17 protein-coding genes are annotated in these 20,757 nt (G+C 49.1%); 15 read left to right on the top strand and 2 right to left on the bottom strand.

Annotation, left to right across the window (positions count from 1 at the left end):
* The first annotated feature begins 99 nt into the window (after window positions 1-99).
* The 5 genes from murA (at window position 100) to sigE (ending at window position 5,495) form a co-directional block, all read left to right on the top strand.
* Window positions 100-1,383, top strand: coding sequence for a UDP-N-acetylglucosamine 1-carboxyvinyltransferase (gene murA, locus DW739_RS01200; RefSeq protein ID WP_118293738.1), 1,284 nt, complete (start codon window positions 100-102; stop codon window positions 1,381-1,383).
* The gene (locus DW739_RS01205) at window positions 1,355-2,128 is read left to right on the top strand and encodes a cell division protein FtsQ (protein ID WP_233430135.1); all 774 of its coding nucleotides are present in this window, start codon (window positions 1,355-1,357) and stop codon (window positions 2,126-2,128) included. The genes murA and DW739_RS01205 overlap by 29 nt, the downstream gene beginning before the upstream one ends.
* A gap of 200 nt (window positions 2,129-2,328) precedes the next feature.
* On the top strand, window positions 2,329-3,555 hold the full coding sequence (ftsZ, locus tag DW739_RS01210) for a cell division protein FtsZ (RefSeq protein WP_022360220.1): 1,227 nt from the start codon (window positions 2,329-2,331) through the stop codon (window positions 3,553-3,555).
* 337 nt (window positions 3,556-3,892) lie between these two features.
* A complete protein-coding gene (locus tag DW739_RS01215; RefSeq protein ID WP_181357137.1) occupies window positions 3,893-4,681 on the top strand; it encodes a sigma-E processing peptidase SpoIIGA in 789 nt (262 codons plus the stop codon).
* 55 nt (window positions 4,682-4,736) lie between these two features.
* The gene (gene sigE, locus DW739_RS01220; protein WP_106999729.1) at window positions 4,737-5,495 is read left to right on the top strand and encodes an RNA polymerase sporulation sigma factor SigE; all 759 of its coding nucleotides are present in this window, start codon (window positions 4,737-4,739) and stop codon (window positions 5,493-5,495) included.
* Here sigE and DW739_RS01225 read toward each other — a convergent pair.
* Window positions 5,449-6,516, bottom strand: a complete 1,068-nt coding sequence (locus DW739_RS01225; protein ID WP_118695708.1) for an acyltransferase family protein — start codon at window positions 6,514-6,516, stop codon at window positions 5,449-5,451. The genes sigE and DW739_RS01225 overlap by 47 nt on opposite strands.
* Before the next feature lie 242 nt (window positions 6,517-6,758).
* On the opposite strand from DW739_RS01225, the gene sigG reads away from it, so the two are divergent.
* Both sigG and DW739_RS01240 read left to right on the top strand, forming a co-directional pair.
* A complete protein-coding gene (sigG, locus tag DW739_RS01230; RefSeq protein ID WP_106999731.1) occupies window positions 6,759-7,535 on the top strand; it encodes an RNA polymerase sporulation sigma factor SigG in 777 nt (258 codons plus the stop codon).
* 451 nt (window positions 7,536-7,986) lie between these two features.
* Window positions 7,987-8,775 carry an SseB family protein gene (locus tag DW739_RS01240; protein WP_106999732.1) on the top strand — a complete coding sequence of 263 codons (789 nt, stop codon included), beginning with the start codon at window positions 7,987-7,989 and terminating at the stop codon, window positions 8,773-8,775.
* Between the two features lie 119 nt (window positions 8,776-8,894).
* Here the strand turns inward: DW739_RS01240 and DW739_RS01245 are convergent, their stop codons facing one another.
* Window positions 8,895-9,668, bottom strand: coding sequence for a type III pantothenate kinase (locus tag DW739_RS01245; RefSeq protein ID WP_106999733.1), 774 nt, complete (start codon window positions 9,666-9,668; stop codon window positions 8,895-8,897).
* A 309-nt stretch (window positions 9,669-9,977) separates the two neighbouring features.
* On the opposite strand from DW739_RS01245, the gene DW739_RS01250 reads away from it, so the two are divergent.
* The 8 genes from DW739_RS01250 to DW739_RS01290 all read left to right on the top strand — a co-directional run bounded on the left by DW739_RS01250 (window position 9,978) and on the right by DW739_RS01290 (window position 20,704).
* Window positions 9,978-11,567 (top strand): peptide chain release factor 3, encoded by a 1,590-nt coding sequence (locus tag DW739_RS01250; protein ID WP_106999734.1) that lies wholly within the window; start codon window positions 9,978-9,980, stop codon window positions 11,565-11,567.
* A 243-nt stretch (window positions 11,568-11,810) separates the two neighbouring features.
* A complete protein-coding gene (locus tag DW739_RS01255; RefSeq protein WP_022360228.1) occupies window positions 11,811-12,260 on the top strand; it encodes a GatB/YqeY domain-containing protein in 450 nt (149 codons plus the stop codon).
* A 32-nt stretch (window positions 12,261-12,292) separates the two neighbouring features.
* Window positions 12,293-13,696, top strand: coding sequence for a dipeptidase PepV (gene pepV, locus DW739_RS01260; protein WP_117795236.1), 1,404 nt, complete (start codon window positions 12,293-12,295; stop codon window positions 13,694-13,696).
* 154 nt (window positions 13,697-13,850) lie between these two features.
* Complete coding sequence (locus tag DW739_RS01265; RefSeq protein WP_118472906.1) at window positions 13,851-14,843, top strand: FAD-binding protein; 993 nt, start codon at window positions 13,851-13,853, stop codon at window positions 14,841-14,843.
* 357 nt (window positions 14,844-15,200) lie between these two features.
* A complete protein-coding gene (locus DW739_RS01270) occupies window positions 15,201-16,499 on the top strand; it encodes a dicarboxylate/amino acid:cation symporter (RefSeq protein WP_118742497.1) in 1,299 nt (432 codons plus the stop codon).
* Between the two features lie 250 nt (window positions 16,500-16,749).
* Entirely contained in the window at window positions 16,750-17,766 is a 1,017-nt protein-coding gene (locus DW739_RS01280; protein WP_118524346.1) for an aminopeptidase, read from the top strand.
* A 518-nt stretch (window positions 17,767-18,284) separates the two neighbouring features.
* Window positions 18,285-19,301, top strand: a complete 1,017-nt coding sequence (locus DW739_RS01285; RefSeq protein WP_118472903.1) for an aminopeptidase — start codon at window positions 18,285-18,287, stop codon at window positions 19,299-19,301.
* Between the two features lie 416 nt (window positions 19,302-19,717).
* Complete coding sequence (locus tag DW739_RS01290) at window positions 19,718-20,704, top strand: LysR family transcriptional regulator (protein WP_118742498.1); 987 nt, start codon at window positions 19,718-19,720, stop codon at window positions 20,702-20,704.
* Window positions 20,705-20,757: the final 53 nt, after the last annotated feature.

The following is a 20,757-nucleotide window of genomic DNA, read 5'->3' on the forward strand; positions in this document are numbered from 1 at the left end:
TGGCGGAGTTACATATTTACTTCGGGAAATATAGAAAATGAGAACCATTTTCTCTCGTTGGCATATAATAATACATAGATGCCGGTGGGAGGGGATTGTTTGGCTTTCATCGAGATTCACGGACCGTGCCGGATTCAGGGCGGACTCACGGTGCAGGGGTCGAAAAATGCAGTTTTGCCGATGATGGCGGCGTCAGTGTTAAACCGCGGAATTACCGTGCTTGAAAATGTCCCCAGAATACAGGATGTGTTCTGTATGATGGGGATTCTTGATTCTCTGGGATGCCGGTGTGCGTTGCACGGAAACCGTCTGGAAATCGATACTTCGAAGATGAATGGCTGGCGGATCGAGCAGAAAGCGATGGGGAAAATGCGCTCGTCCATTATGCTTTTGGGAGCGCTCCTGGGACGCTTTTGCGAGGCGGGTGTCTACAGCCCCGGCGGATGTATGATCGGAAAACGTCCAATCGACTGGCATTTGCGGGCACTCCGTGCGCTGGGCGCGGAAATACAGGAACCGGAGTCGGACGGCTTCCTGCATGCACAGACAACGGGACTTCGCGGGGCAGAGATTATTTTTCCGTTCCCGAGTGTCGGCGCGGTGGAAAATGCCCTGTTTGCCGCTGTGGCAGCGGTGGGGCGGACGGTTCTGCGGGGATGCGCGCGGGAACCGGAGATTGGACAGCTGTGCCATTTCCTAAATGGTATGGGGGCATCGATCCGGGGGATCGGGACGGATGCGCTGATCATAGAAGGCGGATTGCCGCTTCATGACAGCCGGTTTGTGATCGGCGGCGACCGGATCGTAGCCGGGACCTATCTTCTTGCCGCTGCGTCCTGCAGCGGTGAGGTGATCGTGGACGGCGTGCAGACACAGGAGCTGCGTGCATTGACCGGGGTGCTGGAGCATATGGGCGTTTCGCTTTATCAGGAACCGGAACTTATATATGTACACAGCGGACAGCGCCTGCGGGCGGTATCGGTGAAAACCGGACCGTATCCGGCGTTTCCGACCGATCTGCAGCCGTTTTTGATGGCGGCGCTGTCACGGGCAGATGGAACCAGTATGCTGCGGGAGACGGTATTTGAAAACCGGTTTGGCACAGCGGCGGAGCTTCAAAAAATGGGGGCGAACATCGAATGCAGCGGGAACATTGCTCGGATTGACGGAGTGGAAACCTTGCGGGGAGCTTTGGTGCGTGCCCGTGATCTGCGGGGCGGTGCAGCCCTGACGGTGGCAGCCCTGGGGGCGGACGGATGGACCAGAGTATCAGAATGTGAACATATTGAGCGGGGATATGAAGATATTTGCCGGGACTTGCGGGCATTAGGAGCAGAGATCCGGCGCCGGGAGGATGATGGAGATAGAGAAGATACAGATTGAAAAAAAGACAGAGGAAAAGGTATGGCGCCGCCGTGGAAAAAAACATATCTGGATCACGGCGGCAGCACTTCTTGTGGCAGCCGCGTTTTTTGTCGGTCTGTCGCTGCTTCAGATCAATACAATCCATGTCAGTGGAAACCGGCAATATACGGCAGAGCAGATAGAGGCGTCTATTTTCGATTCGCGGCTGAGCCGGAATCCGGTGTTCTGCTATCTGCAGTACCGCTTCCGGCCGCACAAGTCAATTCCGTTCGTGCAGGATTACAAGCTGGTGTTCCGCAGCCCGTCGGACGTGGAGGTGATCGTCTACGAGAAGAGTGTGGTTGGTTACGTTTCCTACATGAACAGCCGGATGTATTTTGACAAGGACGGCATCATTGTGGAGAGCACAAGCGAGACATTGCCGGGTGTGCCAAAGATTGCCGGACTTTCCTTTGGACATATCGTGCTGCATCAGCCGCTGCCGGTCGAGGATATCAGCGTTTTCAACGAGATTCTGAACCTGACGCAGGTGCTGTCGGTCAACGAGGTTGCGGTGGACGAGATCCGTTTTAATAAGGAAAAGGAAGCGACGCTTCAAATCAGGAGCTTGAAGGTTGAGCTGGGAAGCAACAGTGAGATGAACGGGAAACTTTCGGAGCTGACGGATATTCTGCGGGATTATCCGGATCTGTCCGGAACCCTCTATCTGGACAGCTACGATGAATCGAATGCAAATCCGATGTACCGGTTTGATAAAAACTAGGAAGAATCGGCAAAATCCGTTACTGGCACGTATGCGTGAACAGTAACATTGTGACTGGTTTATTGAAAATTTATAAAAGAAACGATTGATTTTTTGCTGAAAATCAAATATAGTATTAGGTAGGCTAGATTTAAAAGACCCTAATTTTAGTATAAAAATGATAAAACCGGAATAGATGGGAAAATGAAGGAGGAAGTATCTTGTTAGAGATAAAGATAAATGAAGCAGAGAACTCTGCCAGAATTATAGTAGTAGGTGTCGGCGGAGCCGGTAACAACGCTGTCAACCGTATGATCGATGAAGATATTGCCGGTGTAGAATTTATCGGTATCAATACAGATAAGCAGGCACTGCAGTTCTGCAAGGCGTCCACAGCTATGCAGATTGGTGAGAAGCTGACCAAGGGACTTGGTGCAGGCGCAAAGCCGGAGATCGGTGAGAAAGCAGCTGAGGAAAGCCAGGAAGAATTGGCACAGGCTCTCAAGGGTGCAGATATGGTATTCGTTACCGCAGGTATGGGCGGCGGTACCGGTACAGGTGCAGCTCCGGTTATTGCACGTATCGCAAAAGATATGGGCATTCTGACGGTCGGCGTTGTCACAAAGCCGTTCCGTTTCGAGGCAAAGACCCGTATGAGCAACGCGCTCAATGGTATCGAAAAACTGAAAGCAGCTGTCGATACTCTGATCGTTATCCCGAATGATAAACTTCTTGAGATCGTAGACCGCCGTACCACGATGCCGGATGCACTGAAGAAAGCAGATGAGGTTCTTCAGCAGGCAGTACAGGGTATTACCGACCTGATCAATGTTCCGGGTCTTATCAATCTTGACTTTGCAGATGTTCAGACCGTTATGGTGGACAAGGGTATCGCTCATATCGGTATCGGTCATGCGAAGGGTGATGACAAAGCACTTGAGGCTGTTAAGCAGGCTGTATCCAGCCCGCTGCTTGAGACAACCATCGAGGGTGCAAGCCACGTTATCATCAATATTTCCGGCGATATCAGCCTGATCGAGGCAAATGACGCAGCCAGCTATGTACAGGAGCTTGCAGGCGACGATGCCAATATCATCTTCGGTGCGATGTACGATGAGAATGCACAGGATGAGGCGACGATCACTGTTATTGCGACTGGACTGGATTCCCACGGTGTGAACACACCGGTCGCAAAAGCGATGACTGAGTTCAAGACTCCGTTCAAGGCAAAGACGACTGGCAATACATACGCTCAGCCGGCAGCACAGACTGCAGCGGCAGCGCAGCCGACCTACAAGGCACCGACCTTCCGTGCACCATCTGCAGCAGCACCGGCACAGCCAGTCGCTCCGAAGGAAGCACCGCAGTCGGCACCGGCACAGCCGTTCCGCCCGATGCGCCAGGAAACACAGATCAATATTCCGGATTTTCTGAGAAATAAGAAATAATATAAGAGTGAGAGATGAACTGCTCTTGCTTTAGCAAAAATACAAAATATATACAGAAGCAGTTGTTTTTGGAAGAGACACGCATTAGAAGTGAAAATTTCTGATGCGTGTTTTTTTGTGTAATAGGAAATTCCTTGGAATCCCCTATTACACAAAAAGGCACATTCTTTTTTATCGTCGATTCAGACCTTCGACTTATGTCGAATCTATTCAAATTTTACGTTTTTCCCCCGATTTTTGGCGATCAAAACAGGCGTTTTGCACCCTCGGTTTGACAAATTTTGCGGAACTTTTTTCTTATAATATCCCGTGTCGGACAGAAAGGTGGGAAGAGACAGTGACCTATCGTGTGTATGCGGATGTCATCCTGCTGCAAAATCTGGCAGCGGATTTCCTGCTTCTGTCGGTGGTGAAGAATTGCCTGCGTCTGCCGGAACGCCGGTATGGGCGGTTGGCAGGGAGTCTTCTGGGAGCCGTGTATGCGTTAGGAATGGTGTTAGCTCCGGTTCCGCTGGGATATGCCGGGCGGATGCTCCTAAGCGCCACGATGAGCGTGCTGATGGCATGGACGGCATTTTCCATCCGTAGGAAGTCGGAGGCGGCAGAAGCCGCGATCGGGCTTTACATAGCATCTATGCTGGCGGCTGGCTGCATGGAACTGGTTCAGCCGCTTGGAATACGGGTGAATCTTCTGTTCTGGCTGTTTACCGCGGGGGGGAGTTTTCTGATTCCATCTGCGGTGTGGCGGTTTGGTATGCAGCGGTGTATGAAGCTGGAACACCAGTACGCGGTAACGCTTTTTAACAAAGGCAGGGAGCGGCATGTGCAGGCGATTCTCGACACAGGCAACCATCTGACGATGCCGCTTTCGGGGCGTCCGGTGCAGGTGCTGGATGCGTGTGTGGCAGAGAGATTTTTTTCCTGGGAGGACGGTGTCCAATACATCCCATTTCGGAGTGTCGGAAAGGGCGGCGGCGTGATTCCGGCATATCAGGCGGAGCGGATGGAAGTGTCCGGTCAGGGCGGTATGCGGGTGATTGAGAAGCCGTGGATTGCCATTTCACAGGAGGCGCTGTCGCAGAAGGGCGAGTATCAGATGCTGCTCAATGAAAAATATTGGTTGTGAAGAAAAACAGCCGTTATGGTCTGAACCATAGCGAACAACATAAGGGGGAAAGCGTATGTTTATAAAAGTTTCAGTTCCAGGTCAGTTTCGTTTAAAAATGATGCCGTCGTTCCGGTCATTTCTGATGCACCGGGACGGGGAAGTTCATTATATCGGGGGAACCGATATCCTTCCGGCACCGTTTGACAGTGTGCGGGAGGCGGAGGTTTTAAGAAAATTTGGAACCAGTGAGGATAAAGAGGCGCGTTCGGCGCTGATCGAACACAACCTGCGCCTGGTGGTCTACATAGCAAGAAAGTTTGACAACACCAGCGTGGGCGTGGAAGATCTGATTTCGATCGGGACGATCGGTCTTATCAAGGCGATCAACACGTTTGACGTAGATAAAAATATTAAGCTGGCGACCTATGCATCCCGTTGTATTGAAAATGAGATTCTGATGTATCTCCGGAGAAATAATAAGACGAAGCTCGAGGTTTCGATCGATGAGCCGTTGAATGTGGACTGGGATGGAAATGAATTGCTTCTGTCGGATATTTTGGGAACGGATGAGGATATTATTTACCGGGATCTGGAGGATGAGACAGAGCGGAAACTGTTGAATGCGGCGATCGACCGCCTGAATCCGCGGGAACAGAAAATCGTGAAGCTGCGCTTTGGTCTGGGGAGAGAGCAGGAAGATGAAATGACCCAGAAGGAGGTTGCCGACCTTCTGGGTATCTCGCAGTCATACATATCGAGGCTGGAAAAGAAGATTATGAAACGCCTCAAGAAAGAAATTTCGCAGCAATGCGGTCTATACACCAGCCGATAAGTGCTGGAAGAAACAGACCGATCAGGATGTAAAACGGACCCATTTCATAGCGGAAGGAGACCGGAAAGTTGGAAAGCGTTTCCGGTATTTCCTTCAAAATGAAGCGGGCATAGGCAAAATCGATCAGCTTGAACAGCGTGAAATGAATCGCCATAATGTCAAAGGAATGGCGTCCTAAAAAGGCAAGGACCTTTGCCAGCGGTCTGATGCGCTCGGACAGGTCGGAGAGCGAAAGGACGAAGTAAATTCCAATGATGGAGATCGGATAAAATAAGACGCCCGGAATGTGCATGCTTGCCAGATCGATGAAAATGTGAAGCTTTGTGTTCGTCAGGTGCAGAAGCAGGGCGCTTATCAGGCAGCCGTACCAGACCGTATAGTGGCGGAAATTGGAGAAAAACTGCTGCATCAGCCAGGCGATGAGATAGACCGGAACAACGAGCAGCGCCGCCTGCAGATTGTAAGGGAGCGGGCAGCTTCTCATATTTAAGAAGACACCGGCAAGGCCAATCAGGATGCATGCAAATGCACATACAGGAAGCTTGACATTATCTTTCCGGGTGAAGCGGGCAGCTGCGCGTCCAAACCAGACGCATCCGGCAAAGAGTCCGGAGGACACCAGCCAGACCGGCAGAAACCAGAGGGCACCCTGAACCTGTTCCGGGGAGTTGAAGGAAAGACTGCTCATCCATGCCGTAAGCATCCTGGTATGGTTGTAAAGTTCCTGTCCCGCATAGAGCCCGTGCGTCACAAAAAAGTTGTGGAGCAGGACAAAAAACAGCGTGTAGAACATATACCTGGGCCATGCACCGGCGAGACGGGAGCCGAAGTAGAGAAACGGCGTATCCCCGTATTTCGTTTCATTATAAAAATAGCCCGTGATAAAGAAGAACAGCGCCAGGTGGAACAGATAGACGAACGCACCGGCGAAATATCCGGTATGCCCCAGCACGATCGCAATAATGCCCCATCCCTTTACGATATCCCAGTAGAGGGAACGGGCTTTTTTTTGTGTGTTCATGAATGGATCTCCTTGTGGTTGAATTCTATTTTCTATAAATAAGATTGATCGTAAAATCCCTGAAAATATATTTTACTATGGAACGGCAGAAAAGGCAAGAAATTGGAATGAGTGAAAACGGTTCACATTTGTCCGGGTATAAATGAGCTTTGAATTGTCCATTCTAATGTATAGGTGACAAAACAAAAATCAAAACGATTCAACCGTTTGCGTTGATCGTCCATCATACGGAGGGAATGGAAATGCCGGTCTATAAAGTGGAAATCTGCGGGGTCAATACATCCAAGCTGCCTCTTTTAAGTAATGAGGAGAAAGAAGAACTGTTTCGCCGGATTCTAAAGGGCGATCGGGAGGCAAGAGAACAGTATATCAAGGGGAATCTGCGGCTGGTGCTCAGTGTAATACAGCGCTTTTCGGGTAGCCGGGAAAATGTGGACGATCTGTTCCAGATTGGCTGTATCGGCCTCATCAAGGCGATTGATAATTTTGATATTACCCAGAATGTCCGTTTTTCGACGTATGCGGTTCCGATGATCCTGGGGGAGGTGAAACGGTATTTGAGGGATAACAATTCAATCCGGGTCAGCCGGTCGCTCCGCGATACGGCATACAAAGCGATCTATACCCGTGAAAATCTGCTGAAAAAGCAGTCAAAGGAGCCGACACTCTGCGAGATTGCCAAAGAATTGGGAGTCAGCAAAGAGGAGATTGCGTATGCGCTCGATGCTATCCAGAGCCCGGTCAGCCTGTACGAACCGGTCTATACGGACGGCGGCGATCCGCTCTACGTGATGGATCAGCTCAGTGACAAGAAAAATTCAGAGGAACATTGGGTCGAGGATCTGTCGCTGGGGGAGGCGATGCAGCGCCTGCCGGACCGGGAACGCCGCATTATTGATATGCGCTTTTTTGAGGGAAAGACCCAGACAGAGGTTGCCGAAGAAATCCATATTTCGCAGGCGCAGGTGTCACGGCTGGAGAAGAGTGCGTTAAAAAGCATGAAGCATTATTTGAGCTGAATGTTGATAGGGATTGTGTTATAGGGATTGTGTGAGATTCTTCTGATTGATTGTTTGGCGGCTCTGTGTTAAAATATAGGAGATATAGTCTGCAAAAAGAATCTGAAAATCAAGCAGATGACTGTTATCTGAACTGGGGTTGAGCGGAGTATTCCATCTGATATAGTGATAAAGGCAGCTTGGCGATGCGACACTCAGGCAGTCATGGACAGCAGACAGAGTAGAAAAGACAGGCGCAGGCGGATTGAGCCTCGCGCATGATAAAATGTACTCTCGGAGTCTTTTCTGCACTCGCTTTTGTGGCTGATTTTCCGCCAGCCGTACCCGAATTTCATCAACGTACGCACCGCGTACGCCTCAGAAATTTGGGCACAGCTGACAAAAAATCATCTCACAAAATCAAGCACAGAAAGATTCCGAGAGTACATTAAAAAGAGCCGGAGGAATTCAAATGGAGAAATTACGTAAGCTGATGAAAGAACATCAGGATAAAGCAGATAAAAAAGTGATGGGAGAGGTTCTGGAGCTGCTTCAGAGAGAGCCGGGACTGTTTGTTGTGACTGTCCATGCGACGAAAAACTTCTTCCTGGGTGCAGAGAACGGCAAGGCGGCTGCTTTCCTTTACACCAGCCGCGAGTATGCAGATGAGTTCGTGAAAGGGCTGGAGATGGTCGGTGTAGAGACGAAGGTACTGGAGATCCGCCCATTACAGCGTATTTCCTTTTTCAACGACCTCTACCGCAGCGGTTTTGAGGCAGTTGTGATCGACAAGGGACAGGAAAATCATATGTCCATGTCGCTGTTCAGCATCATCGAGAAACCAAAGGATACATCCGAGATCGTGATGAACCCGTCCCTGGTCCGTTCTGCAAATCAGTTCTATCAGGCACTGGTACAGCACCAGGCATTCCCACAGATGCAGGATCTGATGTGCAAAGAGCTTTACGGTGCGCGTCTGCTGGTTCCGGTTGCTGACCCGCAGAAGACGACGGCAGTACCGGTTCTGACCACCGGAAAGGGTGTACGCTATTACCCGGCATTTACGGATTTAGTAGAATTTGGCAAATTTGACCGTAAACATCAGTTTGGAGCAATGGAAGTCCGCTTCCGCGATCTGAAAAAATATCTGGATTACGTGAATGGAATCGTGGTAAATCCGTTTGGATTTGCACTCCGTCTGGACGGCGAGAAGCTGGATCGGATTGAGAAAGAGAATATGAAGCTGAAGGTTGTAAAATAAATGCTGCTGTGACCGTGACCGGTAATGAATAGATGTCAGCATAATAAACTGTGGTGAAAAGGCTGTCTCCCATCAGAATGTATCATATAGATGCATCTGCCGAGAGACAGCCTTTTTGATTATTCGGTTCTCCTGTTTTTTTCATATAAATGTAGTAATCCCTTCATTAACAGCGCCCCATCATACGTGATCGTATGCGAACAGAGCGGCAGGACAATCTTGGAGATGCCGCCGGTGGCGATGATGGAAGTTTTCTCTCCGAGTTCTTCCTCGATGCGATCCAGCATACCGTCGATCATCGCGGCATTGCCAAATATGACGCCGCTTCTCATGCAGTCTATGGTATTTTTGCCAATGACACGGCGCGGCGTATCGAGGCTGATGCGCGGCAGCTGGGCAGTGCTGGCGCTCATGCTGTCGAGGGAAACGCGAAGTCCCGGCAGGATCGCGCCGCCGACATAGCGTCCGTTTTTGTCGATGACAGACATGGTCGTAGCGGTTCCCATTTCGATGATGATGATTGGCGGTTCATGCTCTGCAAGGGCACCGACTGCGTTTACGATCATATCACTGCCGACGGATTTCGGGTTGTCCATCAGGATGTTTAAGCCGGTTTTCATGCCGGAACCGACCAGCATTGCGTTTAGTCCCGTTATTTTACGGATGGCGGCAAGAATCGTCCGGTTAAGCGGCGGAACGACCGAGGAGACGATCGCACCATCAAGCTGATCTGGGGCAATATGGTAAATTTCAAGAATACTTTTCAGCGCCACGGCATATTCCAGATTCGGTTTTCCGATGGTGGTCGTGATGCGTTCTACAAAATACGTTTTTTTTGCGTCGATCACGCCGATAATAATGTTGGTGTTTCCAACGTCGATAGCTAGAATCATAAAATAACTCCTTTATATCTCCTGCATCTCTACAATAATCAACATCTCTTATAAAAAGTTGATTGTATAGTTATCGCAACGGTTTCATATGTTCAACTGTTACTATTTATTATATATCCACGTTAATAGTATGATTATATGTTTTTTAAAGAAAAGGATCAAGAAGAAGATGAAAAATGTTTTTAAGATCTGTTACCGATCGCGCGTGAGTGAACCGTAACTTGGACTTGCGTATTCGTTTAAAATAATATAGAATAAATACGTTTAGACAAAGTTAAAGAATGGTAGTAAGTTTGGAGGAAGATTTTTTTGGAAAATATAGCGGAGCAGATCAAAAAACGGCGTACATTCGCCATTATTTCCCACCCGGATGCTGGTAAGACAACCCTGACGGAGAAGTTTCTTCTCTACGGAGGCGCGATCAACCTGGCTGGTACGGTCAAGGGAAGAAAAGCGGCCAAGCACGCGGTTTCTGACTGGATGGAGATAGAGAAGGAGAGAGGTATTTCGGTTACCTCTTCCGTATTACAGTTTAATTATGAGGGATTTTGCATCAATATCCTGGATACACCGGGACATCAGGATTTCTCGGAGGATACCTACCGTACTCTGATGGCAGCCGATTCGGCGGTCATGGTCATCGATGGTTCTAAGGGTGTCGAGGCGCAGACGATCAAGCTTTTCAAGGTTTGCGTTATGCGCCACATCCCGATTTTTACCTTTATCAACAAGATGGACCGCGAGGCGCGCGATCCGTTTGAGTTGATGGATGAGATCGAGAGCGTGCTCGGCATCCGTACCTGCCCGGTCAACTGGCCGATCGGCTGCGGTAAGAATTTTAAGGGCGTGTATGACCGTGCCACAAAGAAGATCACAACCTTCACAGCAGCAATGGGCGGACAGAAGGAGGTCGCATCTCAGGAGTTCTCGTTAGAGGGCGATGAGGTTAACTCCATCATCGGTCCAGACTACCATCGGCAGCTGATGGATGATATCGAGCTTCTGGACGGCGCATGCGATGAGCTGGATATGGAGCGTGTCAGCCGCGGAAATTTATCCCCGGTATTCTTTGGTTCGGCGCTGACAAACTTTGGTGTAGAGACATTCCTGGAGCATTTCCTGAAAATGACAACCTCGCCGCTGCCGAGAAATACGACAACCGGCATGGTGGATCCGTTCTCTCCGAATTTCAGCGCGTTTGTCTTCAAGATTCAGGCAAATATGAACAAGGCGCACCGCGACCGTATCGCATTTATGCGTATCTGTTCCGGCAAATTTGAGGCAGGCATGGAAGTAACGCATGTGCAGGGCGGACGCAAGATCCGTCTCTCCCAGCCACAGCAGATGATGGCGCAGGATCGAAAGATCGTCGAGGAGGCATATGCGGGCGATATCATCGGTGTATTCGATCCGGGTATTTTCTCGATCGGTGATACACTTTGTACAGGTGAAAAGGTAGAATTTGAAGGCATTCCTACGTTCGCACCGGAACATTTTGCACGCGTGCGCCAGATGGACACGATGAAGCGCAAGCAGTTCATCAAGGGCATCAGCCAGATCGCCCAGGAAGGTGCGATCCAGATCTTCCAGGAGTTCAACACAGGTATGGAAGAGATCATCGTCGGCGTAGTCGGCGTCCTCCAGTTCGAGGTACTGACCTACCGTCTGGAAAATGAGTACAATGTAGAAGTCAAGCTGGAAAAACTTCCATACGAGTACATCCGCTGGGTAGAAAACGCTGACGAGATCGACGTAGCTAAGATCCAGGGAACTTCGGATATGAAGCGGATCAAAGACCTCAAAGACAATCCACTGCTTCTGTTTGTCAACAGCTGGAGTGTGGGAATGGTGGAAGAGCGGAATCCGAAGCTTAAGTTAAGCGAGTTTGGGCGTAACTAAAGCCATGCAGCGGAAAGCACCGTTTCAGCGAATGGAAAATTTATTTTTCAGGCGCTGAAAGGGGGATTTCTGCTATACGGCGCAGCCGGACAGAGGTGTGAAACCGCAGGTTTTGCACCCCTGGGCATGGTAAAACAAGAGAGAGTCCCTATTGCACCCCTGGGCATGGTGAAACAAGAGAGAGTCCCCATCGTCCCATCTGGGCATGGCGAGACCATAAAAAAAGAAAAGGAGACATTTCATATGAGCAGAGTAGATGTAGTACGTGCAGCCATGGTAGAAGCCATGAAAGCAAAGGACAAAGCAAGAAAAGATTCCTTATCCATGCTGTTATCCGCACTGAAAAATGCGGAGATCGACAAGCGTTCTCCGCTGACTGAGGAAGAGGCGGACGCAGTTGTAAAGAAAGAGATCAAGCAGACGAAGGAGACTCTGGAACTGGCTCCGGCAGATCGTGCGGATATCCGCGAGGAGGCACAGGCACGTCTGGCAGTTTATCAGGAATTTGCACCGGAGGATCTGACCGAAGAGCAGATCGCAGAGGTGATCAAAAGTGTTCTGGCAGAGCTTGGCATTGAAAATCCGGCACCGTCTGACAAGGGAAAAATCATGAAAACCCTGATGCCGAAGGTAAAGGGCAAGGCAGACGGAAAGGTAGTGAACCAGGTACTGGCTGGAATTCTGTCCAAATAATAACCAAAGGAAAAGAACGAGGCGGAAGATTTATGTATAAAAAGAAAATCGAGCAGTATATCGAGGCGCACAAGCAGGAGATGTTAGATGACATATGCGCGCTGTGCAGCATCAACAGCGAGCGTTCGGCATACCAGGAGGGCGATCCGTTCGGCGAAGGTCCGAGCCGCGCACTGGCACAGGCACTCAAAATGGCGGAAGAGTATGGATTTTCCATCAACAATTACGATAATTATGTAGGAACCGCCGATTTAAACGACGGTGAGCACCAGCTAGATATTCTGGCACACCTGGATGTTGTCCCGGCAGGCGAGGGCTGGACTGTGACACAGCCGTTTGAACCGATTGTAAAAGACGGAAAGTTGTACGGACGCGGCACGGCGGATGACAAGGGACCGGCGGTAGCAGCTCTGTATGCGATGCGTGCGGTCAAAGAACTGGGAATCCCGGTGACAAAAAATGTCCGCCTGATTCTGGGAACGGATGAGGAGTGCGGCAGCAGCGATATTGAACATTATTATAAAGTGGAGAAGGAAGCGCCGATGACATTTTCCCCGGATGCTTCGTTCCCGGTTATCAATATCGAAAAAGGACGTTTCCCGGGGCATGTGACAGCTTCTTTTGAGGTATCGACGGAGAATGCGCGGATCCTGTCCATCGAGGCTGGCATCAAGATCAATGTTGTTCCGGGCAAGGCGCATGCGACAATTACAGGACTGACCGAGGAAGAGGTACGTCCGATGGCAGAGGGCGTGACGAAGGAGACTGGCGTACAGTTTGAGCTTCAGGCAGAGGAAGATGTGATCGTGATCACCGCAGTCGGTGAGGGCGCACACGCCTCGACACCAGAGGAAGGCAAAAATGCGCTGGCATCCCTGCTTCTGCTTCTGGATCGCCTGCCATTTGCATCCTGCGGACAGACGAAGCTGATTCACAGCCTGACTGAGTGCTTCCCGTGGAATGATACCGAGGGAAAGGCGCTTGGCGTGGCGATGCAGGCAGAAGGATCCGGAGCGCTGTCTCTGGCATTCACGATGCTTACGATGACGGAGACACGGATGGAAGCGTACTTTGACGGACGTTTCCCGATCGGCGGCAATGATGACAACCTGTTGAAACCGGTGGAGGCAAAACTTGCGTCCCACGGCATGAAGTTGGAGTCCCCGCAGCTGCGAGAGCCGCATTTTGTAGATGGCAATTCCGAGTTTGTCAGAACACTTCTGAATGCTTATGAGCTTTATACCGGCAACAAGGGCGAGTGCAACTACACCGGCGGCGGCACATATGTGCATGACCTGAAAAACGGCGTTGCATTTGGCGCGTCGATGCCGGGCGTGGACAACCGTATGCATGGGGCGGATGAATTTGCCTATGTGAGTGATCTGGTGGCAAGCGCGAAGATTTTTGCACAGGTGATTGCGGATTTGTGTAAGTAACAGAAAATTTCGTTTTTTCCGCCGTAAGAATTAAAGAAACCTTAATTGATTCGCCGCAGGTTCTATGTTAGACTGAAATCCACAACCGAGAGGTACTGTGCATGTTTGAAGACAGCTGCAGGAACTCCGGCGAGAGGGAAAGGAGAGAACGATTATGAAAAAATCATTCCATACAGTTAAAAAGGCAGGGATTCTGACGGCGGCAGCGGTTCTGGGAACAGCGGCACTGGCGGGATGCGGCAGTAAGGCAGATACAACAGAGAGTGCAGCGGCAAGCGAGGAAGCAACCGAAGCGACCGGAGAGGCAGAAGCATCGGATGCACAGCTTGTCATCGCAGGTGGAGACAGCGCCGGACTGATCGCGGCGGTTCAGGCGGCAGCCGAGGGCATGGATCCGTCGAAGATCCTGATTCTGGCACCGGGCGAAGAGCTGGCGGCAGATATGACGGAGATGGCACCGTATGTCAATGCAGCCGATACGGATGAGCAGTTCCAGGCGAATCTTACGGATGATTTTGAGATTTATCTGTCCGATATTATGACGGCAGGAAATAATACGAACAATTCGGATATGGCGGCATATGTATCGGAGAACAGCGAAGAGGCGAAAGACTGGCTTGCCGACACACTGGGAATGGAGTATGGCGATCTGGCACAGGAGGCAGGTTCCTCGGTGGCCCGCAGTTTCCCGGCAAAAGAGGGAAATCTGAACGAGCTTGCACAGGAAGCGCTGCTTAAAAAAGTCGAAGAGCTGAAGATTCCGGTTGAATATAAGGCAGAATTAAAGAGCGTCGCTTACGATGAAGAAGGTGCGCTTGACCGCATCACTGTGACGGTGGACGGCAAGGATCAGGAGATTGACTGCCTGGCACTGGTAGCGACCGATGTCTCCCTGATTCCGGTTTTTGAGGAATCTCAGGTATATGAGGCAGATGGAAAGGCAGCTGCCTTGGTTGTCAGCAACAATGCGGAACAGCTAAACAAAGATAGCGGCGAGCTGATCAATGGTCTTTATGCAGCAGGTCCGATCCTGTCAGCGGCAGTAGACGGTGAAGGTGTGCTCTCCGGCAATGAGCTGACCGAGGCGGTTGTGTTTGGTTCGACTGCAGGAACAGAAGCAGCGGTTTATGTTTCGGATAACCAGTAAAAGCTAAGCTGGTTCATATGTAATGCCATTTCTAAAAAATCAGATGATGCAGACGAAATAAAATAGAAACCTTTAAGAAGAAGGTTCAAGCAAGAAGCGGGTAAAAGCGAAAAAACTTTTACCCGCTTTTAGTATTTTACAGAAAACAGTACGGAATTGATTTGCAAAAATAAAATTGTTTTTATTATGGAGACAATACCTAAAAAGTAAGTCAGAACTAACTCTGTATCACTGAATTATTATAACTTATTCGCAATTCGATATATTTGTTTATAATAATCTGGCTTTTTGATACTATGTAGTCAAACCTCATGAGGAACACGAGAAATAAAAAACCATTACATAAGGGGGTATCACATGGTGGAGAAAACTAAAAATGGGGCGGAGAAAAAAGAAACTCCGTTGTACGTGAAAATATTCATTGCATTGTTTGCAGGTATCGCGTTTGGTTACGTCTTAAATTTTATGGGCGGCGTGGAGAATGAGATCATTAACGGATATGTCCTTCCGTTCTTCCAGTTCATCGGAGATTTGTTTATCAAGTTGATCAAGATGATTGTCGTCCCGCTGGTGTTCTTCTGTATCATCGACGCGGCACTTTCGCTGGGCGATATCAAGAAACTTCGAAGCATCGGCGTTAAAACCATCATCTGGTTTTTAGCAACTGGCGGTATTTCAGCAACCATCGGTCTGATACTTGCCAATATCATCAAACCGGGACGTGGCTTGCAGCTGGGAACGGCAGAGACAGCAATGGAGGTGAAAGAACTTCCGGGTATCTACCAGACACTGCTCGACTTAATTCCGTCCAACCCATTTCAGGCACTGACAAGCGGCGAGATGATGCAGATTATCGTCTTTTCCCTGTTTCTTGGATTTGCCATCATCAGCATTGGCAAGGAAGCACAGCAGTTATGTGACATCATCAGCCTTTGTTCACGGACGATGTTTAAGGTTATCGACATGATTCTTGGAATCATCCCTTACGGCGTATTCAGTTTGATGACTGTAGCACTTGCAAAATATGGCGTTGCCATCTTCGGACCGGTTCTGAAATTCATCTTAACTGATTATCTTGCCTGCATTATCATGAGTACTGTTGGATACAGCATTTTCCTTATCGTGATTGGAAAGGTAAATCCGATGAAGTTCTGGCGCAAAGCGTTTGAACCTTGGATGATCGCATTTAGTACCTGTACTTCTTCAGCAGCTCTTCCGGTATCAATGGAAGTAGCACCGAAGAAGATGGGCGTTCCGAGAGATATTGCGAGTTTCGTACTTCCACTTGGATGTACCGCTCAGATGAACGGAACGTGTGCATACTTTGGTATCGTTGTTCTCTTTGCCGCACAGCTGTACGGCGTAGAGTTAAGTATTCAGCAGCAGATTATGCTGGTTGTACAGGCAACCTTCTTAAGCGTTGGCTGTGCAGCAACTCCGCAGATTGGTCTGGTTATCAGCTTAACCCTGATGACGCAGATGGGACTTCCGCTGGATGCATACGCACTGGTAGCTGGAATCTATCGTATCATCGACCAGATTCACACATCTACTAACTCTGTAGGTGACCTGGTAGCATCTGTCTGCATTTCTCAGATGGAGGGCGAACTGGATCACGAGATTTTCAATCAGGGAGAAGCCAAAAAGGCAGCTTGAGTTTTAGAAAGAGACATCCCGGATTCGTATGAAATGTGAAATATATCTGGGCAGTAGTTATGTATGGAACCCGGAAAGCGGGGAAACGACAAATTTGTGCAGAACGTGAATCAAAGATGGAATATGGAACACCCGGTTCTGAAAAGTCCACGTTTTCCGGATAAAAAGGAAAAAAACAGAAATAATTCCCACTTGCAAAGGTGCAAAAATTTAAGGAAACCAGACAAAACAAGAAAAGGAGATTAAAACTATGAGTGATAACAGAATTATCGAATGTATGGAACGTGCACAGTATCTTCTTGGCAACCTGATGGCTGTTAAACCGGGCGAGGAAGTTTTGATTGTCGTTGACCCTCAAACCGACGAGAGAATGACCCAGGCGATGGCAGCAGCCGCTTTAAACTGCGGCGCTGAGTACGGCGTATACATGATGCCGATTCGTGGAAAAGACAAAGCAACCATTTTCCCGAAGTCACTGGAGCTTGGCATGGATGCCTGCGATGTATTTGTCGGCATGACCACCGCATCCGGTGCAGCTATCTACAATAACCACCTGAAAGAGCTCATCAACCAGAAGAAACTTCGCGAGGTTTCCATCTGCTTAAGAAGCATCGATAACTTCACAAGAGGCGGCGCACTGGCAGATTATGAAGCAGTTTACGCAGACGGCGAGAAGCTGCAGGCAATCTGGAGAGGTCATAAGATGGCTCACATCACCACACCGGCTGGTACCGACCTGTACATGGAAATGAATCAGATGGAGCCGATCATCGAGTGTGGTATCGCGAGAAATCCGGGCGATGCAATGGCATGGTCTGACGGAGAGGTTTCCTTAGGACCGGTGATCGACACAACCCATGGCAAACTGGTAATTGATGGACCTATCTGCTACTATGGATGCCCGACCACACCGGTTGAGTTAAGAATTGAAAAAGGACGTATCGTAGAGGTGGTTGGCGGCGATCCGAAGATTTGTAAAGAAATCCGCCGTCAGATCGCAGAAGTTAAAGATTCCGACAACATCGCAGAGATCGGACTTGGACTTAACCCGGCTTGTATGTTCAACGGAGACTTCGAGGAAGAGAAGAAGGCAAGAGGAACCTGCCACATCGCAATGGGCAACGGCTTCTACTATGGACAGCCGGCACGCTCGACCGTACATATCGACATGGTACAGTACAATCCGACCGTTATCTTCGACGAGGGAACACCAGAAGAGGTTCTGATTGTAAAAGACGGCAAGGTTGTTTGTTTGGGCGACAAATAAAACTATTGCATCCAACTAGACAGTTCACCCCAATTATAACCATATAAATATACCTTACTGTTTTGTATGACGCCAGGAATCCCCGTTCAGCCAGTGTATCGGCTGAACGGGGATTCTTGGTATTTTTAAGTCTGATTTGGATGTGAAGTACCGCCTCCCGAGCAAGAAAAACAGGTGACATTGAGCCGGTATGGAACTGCGGCTGGATGGCAAGCAAGCCGATGCAGGCGATTATCGTCCTGCTGTACGGCAGTACCGTATTCTACGCAATTTTCAGCGCACTGGGAATGCTTCCAGCAGGATGGTAAACCCCTTATCACGAAATATTTATAACATATTCGCAAATGGGTATATTTGTTTATAAGTGTGTGCGGGTTTGATAGTATATAGTCAAACCTCATGAGGAACAGAAAAAACTAAATAAACAGCTATGAAACAGAGAACAATGACAGGCAGATAGCTTAAATCGGCTGGATGCAGAGACTGTCAAATAATAACAAAAGCGAGGAGAATGAGTTATGAGTGATAACAGAATTATCGAATGTATGGAACGTGCACAGTATCTTCTTGGCAACCTGATGGCTGTTAAACCGGGCGAGGAAGTTTTGATTGTCGTTGACCCTCAAACCGACGAGAGAATGACCCAGGCGATGGCAGCAGCCGCTTTAAACTGCGGCGCTGAGTACGGCGTATACATGATGCCGATTCGTGGAAAAGACAAAGCAACCATCTTCCCGAAATCTCTGGAACTTGGCATGGATGCCTGCGATGTATTTGTCGGCATGACCACCGCATCCGGTGCAGCTATCTACAATAACCACCTGAAAGAGCTCATCAACCAGAAGAAACTTCGCGAGGTTTCTATCTGCTTAAGAAATATCGACAACTTCACACGAGGCGGCGCTCTGGCAGACTACGAAGCAGTTTACGCAGATGGCGAGAAACTGCAGGCTATCTGGAGAGGTCATAAGATGGCTCACATCACCACACCGGCTGGTACCGACCTGTACATGGAAATGAATCAGATGGAGCCGATCATCGAGTGTGGTATCGCGAGAAATCCGGGCGATGCAATGGCATGGTCTGACGGAGAGGTTTCCTTAGGACCGGTGATCGACACAACCCATGGCAAACTGGTAATTGATGGACCTATCTGCTACTATGGATGCCCGACCACACCGGTTGAGTTAAGAATCGAAAAAGGGCGCATCGTAGAGGTAGTTGGCGGCGATCCGAAGATTTGTAAAGAAATCCGCCGTCAGATCGCAGAAGTTAAAGATTCCGACAACATCGCAGAGATCGGACTTGGACTTAACCCGGCTTGTATGTTCAACGGAGACTTCGAGGAAGAGAAGAAGGCAAGAGGAACCTGCCACATCGCAATGGGCAACGGCTTCTACTATGGACAGCCGGCACGCTCGACCGTACATATCGACATGGTACAGTACAATCCGACCGTTATCTTCGACGAGGGAACACCGGAAGAAGTCCTGATCGTAAAAGACGGCAAGGTTGTATGCCTGGGCGATAAATAAGATGGCTACATATTACGAAATATCAAGAATGAATTGTCAATGAAAGACTGCATGAATTGCGGCTGTGATTTCCCCTTGAGCAGTCGCAATATAAAACATCGGGAATTGGTAAAAGCATAGGAATTGGTAAACCTCCATATTAAAAATGGAAGCTGTGGACGCAGGTTAGCTGCCTTAGATGTGCAGAGCGCAGGCGTTCGCAGCTTCTTTTGAGTGCTGATTCACGCACATGGAAGTTTCGTAAAACAAGCTGGATTCTGTCTGAAAAACGACAAATGGACGGAAAATACAGTTTATTTGTTTGCAGATATAGAAATCTTATGATAAAATAATAACAATAAAAAATAACTGTTAGATATGGCGGTTATATTCGTTTAAGCAAAGCAGGATGGAAAATGGACAGGGGGAATTGACAAATGCTGAATGAAATGAAGTACGTGTATGAGGTTTACAAAGAAAAGAGTTTTTCCAAAGCGGCGAAGAAGCTTTTTATCAGCCAGCCAGCACTCAGCAACATGGTGCGGAAGGCAGAGAAAGAGATGGGAGCGCCGATTTTTGATCGCAGTACGATTCCGCTGACGGTGACGAAGGAGGGCGCGTATTACATCCGTACCGTTGAAAAGATTCTTTTTCTGGAACGGAATTTGGAACGGTATTTTCAAGATATTGCGGGGCTTCAGGGCGGCACGCTGGCGCTCGGCGGTGCATCTTATTTCTGCTCGTTTGTGTATCCGGATCTGATTGCCCGTTTTCAGACAAAATATCCGCAGGTTACGATTGACCTAACAGAAGGAAATACGCGGGAGCTGAAAGCGGGGTTGGAAAATGAGTCGCTGGATCTGGTGTTGGAGACGGCGATGGAGAAGGACGATACTTCGATCAAACGGTATTTATTCCGGAAGGAAAATCTGATTCTGGCAGTTCCGGAAAGTTTTCCGGTTAACCGGAAGCTGCAGCCATACCGACTGTCCAGGCAGGAGATTCTGTCCAAGTCCTTTTTAAAACCGGAGGTGGAGGCGGTTCCGTTAAAGGAATTTAAGGATGTGCCGTTTATCACGATGAAACCGGGCAATGATATGTATAAACGAGGCGCGAAAATGTGCCGCAACGGCGGTTTTACGATGAAAACTGTGATGATGGTGGATCAGGTGCTGACTTCTTTAAATATCGTCTCCAACGGGGTTGGAGCGATGTTTGTGCGTTCTGATATTGTACAGTGGCGTCCGGAGGACCCGAGGCTGGTCTATTATAAGCTGGACGACCCGCTGTCTGAGCGGGAGATTACATTTTCGGTCAAGCGGGGGCGTTATGTGACGGCAGCGATGCGTGAGTTTATGCGTCTGGCAGGCATCCGGTCGGATGATCCGGACACCGATCCGGCTGCCGGGAGGCAAAAGGAGTAACGGCAATTTCCGAAGACAGGGACTGAATGCGGCGTAAATTCCGAAATGCGGTT

The organism is Clostridium sp. AM28-20LB (assembly GCF_003480665.1).
GTDB classification, from domain to species: domain Bacteria; phylum Bacillota; class Clostridia; order Lachnospirales; family Lachnospiraceae; genus Otoolea; species Otoolea fessa.